Annotated in this window: 4 protein-coding genes and 1 pseudogene; 4 read left to right on the top strand and 1 reads right to left on the bottom strand. The window is 55.1% G+C overall.

Annotated elements, in window-relative coordinates; genetic code table 11:
* The first annotated feature begins 63 nt into the window (after nt 1-63).
* The 4 genes and pseudogenes from AB4H76_RS23825 (at nt 64) to AB4H76_RS23810 (ending at nt 1,865) form a co-directional block, all read left to right on the top strand.
* The gene (locus AB4H76_RS23825) at nt 64-387 is read left to right on the top strand and encodes a MobC family plasmid mobilization relaxosome protein (RefSeq protein WP_024132211.1); all 324 of its coding nucleotides are present in this window, start codon (nt 64-66) and stop codon (nt 385-387) included.
* Nucleotides 377-694, top strand: a pseudogene (locus AB4H76_RS23820) (nuclease); the annotation flags it as partial. The gene AB4H76_RS23825 and the pseudogene AB4H76_RS23820, both read left to right, overlap by 11 nt.
* A 370-nt stretch (nt 695-1,064) precedes the next feature.
* Nucleotides 1,065-1,625: an MbeB family mobilization protein gene (locus AB4H76_RS23815; RefSeq protein ID WP_000067487.1), complete on the top strand. Its 561-nt coding sequence runs from the start codon at nt 1,065-1,067 to the stop codon at nt 1,623-1,625.
* Nucleotides 1,626-1,631: 6 nt separating this feature from the next.
* Complete coding sequence (locus tag AB4H76_RS23810; protein WP_000137389.1) at nt 1,632-1,865, top strand: MbeD family mobilization/exclusion protein; 234 nt, start codon at nt 1,632-1,634, stop codon at nt 1,863-1,865.
* Nucleotides 1,866-3,178: 1,313 nt separating this feature from the next.
* Here the strand turns inward: AB4H76_RS23810 and AB4H76_RS23805 are convergent.
* Nucleotides 3,179-3,370, bottom strand: coding sequence for a Rop family plasmid primer RNA-binding protein (locus AB4H76_RS23805; RefSeq protein WP_000165979.1), 192 nt, complete (start codon nt 3,368-3,370; stop codon nt 3,179-3,181).

The raw sequence follows: 3,370 nt of genomic DNA, 5'->3' as shown, positions 1-3,370 counted from the left end.
GGTCTTAAGGCTCCTTGTATGGGGGATTTGTTAGGGGGAATGATACCGATGAAACGCGAGAAGATGCTCACGATACGGGTTACCGATGAGGAGCACGCCCGGTTACTGGAACGCTGCGAGGGTAAACGACTGGCGGAATGGATGCGGCGGGTCTGTCTGGGGGAGCCGGTTGCACGCACAGGAAAACTGCCGACACTATCGCCGCCATTGCTGCGGCATCTGGCTGCCATCGGGAACAACCTGAACCAGACAGCCCGGAAGGTGAACAGCGGCCAGTGGTCTTCGATTGACCGGGTTCATGTGGTGGCCGCACTGATGGCCATCGAGGGTGAATTGCGCCAGTTGCGGCAGGCTGTCAGGGAACAGGGGGTACGGGATGATAGTTAAATTTCATGCCAGGGGGAAAGGCGGTGGAAGTGGCCCGGTCGATTACCTGCTGGGGCGGGAGCGTAACCGCGAAGGCGCAACGGTGCTCCGGGGTAACCCGGAAGAAGTGCGGGAACTCATTGATTCCACGCCATTCTCGAAGAAATACACTTCAGGCGTTCTGTCGTTCGCGGAGAAGGAGTTACCGCCGGGTGAACGCGAAAGAGTGATGACGAGCTTTGAGCGTGTTCTTATGCCCGGTCTCGAAAAAGACCAGTACAGCATTCTCTGGGTGGAACACCAGGATAAGGGGCGGCTCGAACTGAATTTTGTCATCCCGAACATGGAGCTACAGAGCGGTAAGCGCCTCCAGCCGTACTACGACCGCGCGGACAGGCCGAGGATAAATGCCTGGCAGACGCTGGTTAATCATCATTACGGGCTGCGTGACCCGAACGCACCGGAGAACAGACGGACGCTTGTCACGCCAAATAATCTGCCAAAAGCGAAACAGGAGGCCGCAGAAGCGATTACACGGGGTCTTGAGGCTCTTTACCATGCCGGAGCAATAAAAACGCGTCAGGATGTCACAGAGGCGCTTACAGCGGCAGGTTTTGAGGTGGTGAGGACAACCAAAAGCAGCATCAGTATTGCCGACCCGGAGGGGGGGCGGAATCTCAGGCTAAAGGGGGCGCTGTATGAGCAATCTTTTACAAATGGGAACAGACTTCGAGAAGAAACTGAAAGAGCGAGCCGCTTCTACCGAGAACATGCTGAACAGCGAGTTCAGGAAGCTCGAAGAGTCTGTAGACAAGGCATTGAGCTTAAACAGGCAGAAAATCAGAGACGCTATCAGCGAACATACAACATCCGTGAAAAAGCAACTGGATACGCTGAGCACCACCGTGAGCATGCAGTTCAGCACCACAGAGGCCGAACTGTCCCGGCAGCAGAAAAAACTGCTCTGGCGGGTGATCAAAGGGCGGATACTGTTTCCGGCGCTGACCGCGCTCAGCGTCACGGGCGGCATTTTCCTGGGGTGCTGGGGGCTGATGGAGTGGCAGGAAAGCAAGATTGCGAAAAATATCCTGACTATCAGAGAGCAGGAAAACACGCTGGCGAAACTCGAGGCAAAAACCTGGGGGGTGACGTTCGTCAATGGCGAGAACGGGAAATTTCTGGTGTTGCCGGACGGGGTGAAAGGGGAAAACACCTGGACGGTGGGCGACAAGAACGCCGTGAGGCTGGTCAGGGAGTAAACGAGTATGACGGAACTGGAAGGGCATTTGCTGAACGCCTTAGAGCATTTGCAACAGGACTATATGCGGCGGCTGAACGAGTGGGAGAGCGCCTTCGCGGAATTGCAGAAGATGCACGAGGTTACGCAACGGAACAACGCGATACTGAACGAGCGCGTCGTGATATTGAGTCAGCAGGTGCAGAGATTAGCCGGGCAAGTGGATCGCTTGAGTCGGTTATTTATCGCGAACAACAGCTAAGGGATGAACAGGAGCGTGCCCGGTACAGACATGAGGTACAGGAACGCGCGGCACGGGTTCGGAGTGGGCCATCAATGGAGATGTGACCGGGGAAGTGACGAAATCTTGCCATTTTGACCAGTTCGACGGCTGGGGCGAGCGAAACAAATCGTGTGCCGTATTTGTGCATAGCTATGCAACATCCTGAAAACGCATTTCACGCGTTTTTGGGGATTCAGCCAGGGGAAAACATGGTTTTTTTACTTTTTGAGCGTAAAGACGTGAAAAATCTCGTTATTGCACTTGCGATCTTTCGTCGGCGGGCGTAGAACGAAAACAGCTCGCCAGGAAGGCGAGCTGTTTCGGGTTCATTGAGGTCTCTGACCTCCTCAATGTTCCTGTGGAAACTGTTGAGATCCACAACAGAAACCAGTTCATTCAGTTTGCATGAGCCTTCTGTATTCTTCAAGAATTTTTCAACAGCACAGTCTCCCAGGAACCCCGAAAAAAACCTGTTTTTGCAGATACTTGCGTATTTGCGAGAATCGTTTGCGGTTGGGGGAGCTGTGACGACGGCGACCGCACGCGTGAGAGTTCCGCTACCGGCGCAGAGAGTTTCATCGACAGCGGACACCTGATGAGTTGCCACAAAAACCGTATGTAGCGCGGCTAGATTGGTTGAGTTAGACCTTGGCGGCAGTTCCCGGTATGTGGTGGCGTGACGGGTGAGATGGTGCGGCGAAGACGCATACGTCACGCAGGCGCGGGTTCTTCCACTGACGCGCCCCGTGATCGATGGCCTTGGCTCCGTCCGGCATATCGAGAGCGGCAAACTACCCGTCCCTTCACTGGGAGGGGTGAGTTGTTGCCGTTCCCTCCAACCTTTCACCATCCGGCATATCGCACGATCCCATGTGCACCGCAACTCCTGATAACTCCAGTGCAAAAAAAAAACGGATCTGCATCACAACGAGAGTGATCCCACCGCTCGCCGCAGCCCCAGCGACCGAACGTAGTGAGCGAGTGGGCGAGGAAGCGGAAGAGTCACAGATGCAAGCATTGTGCACTTACGCGCCTGTGCCAGTGTCCGCGTGTGTGCTGTTTATCGGGTGCGCTGTTTTTACATCTGTGCGGCTTTTTACTCCTGACATGGTGCACTTCCCATCCATTCTGCACCGATGCAAAATGAGATAAGCCAGTATACACATCGCTATCGCTCTGTGAACTGGGTCAGGGCTGCGCCCCGACACCCGCACTGACGCGCCCTGGCGGGCTTGTCTGCTCCCGGCATCCGCTCACAGGCAAGCTGTGAACGTCTCCGGGAGCTGCATGTTTCAGTTGCTTTCACCGTCATCGCCGAAGCGTGCGAGGCAACTGCGGTAGAGTTCGTCGGCGTGGTCGTGAAGTGATTCGCAGATGTCTGCCTGTTCGTCCGCGTCCAGATCGTTGAGTTTTTCCAGCAGGGTTAGCGTCTGGCTTCTGATAAAGCGAGCCATGTTAAGGGCTGTTTTTTCCTGTTTGGTCAT

Origin of the sequence: Escherichia sp. UTM R2, assembly GCF_048593455.1 — a bacterium.
Classification (GTDB): domain Bacteria; phylum Pseudomonadota; class Gammaproteobacteria; order Enterobacterales; family Enterobacteriaceae; genus Escherichia; species Escherichia coli.
This window is presented reverse-complemented; position numbering and strand designations above follow the sequence as displayed.

Excerpts from the sequence above, each read along its gene's own strand:
- AB4H76_RS23810 (WP_000137389.1), top strand. The coding sequence starts at position 1,632 with ATGACGGAACTGGAAGGGCATTTGCTGAACGCCTTAGAGCATTTGCAA.
- AB4H76_RS23815 (WP_000067487.1), top strand. The coding sequence starts at position 1,065 with ATGAGCAATCTTTTACAAATGGGAACAGACTTCGAGAAGAAACTGAAA.
- AB4H76_RS23825 (WP_024132211.1), top strand. The coding sequence starts at position 64 with ATGCTCACGATACGGGTTACCGATGAGGAGCACGCCCGGTTACTGGAA.
- AB4H76_RS23805 (WP_000165979.1), bottom strand. The coding sequence starts at position 3,370 with ATGACCAAACAGGAAAAAACAGCCCTTAACATGGCTCGCTTTATCAGA.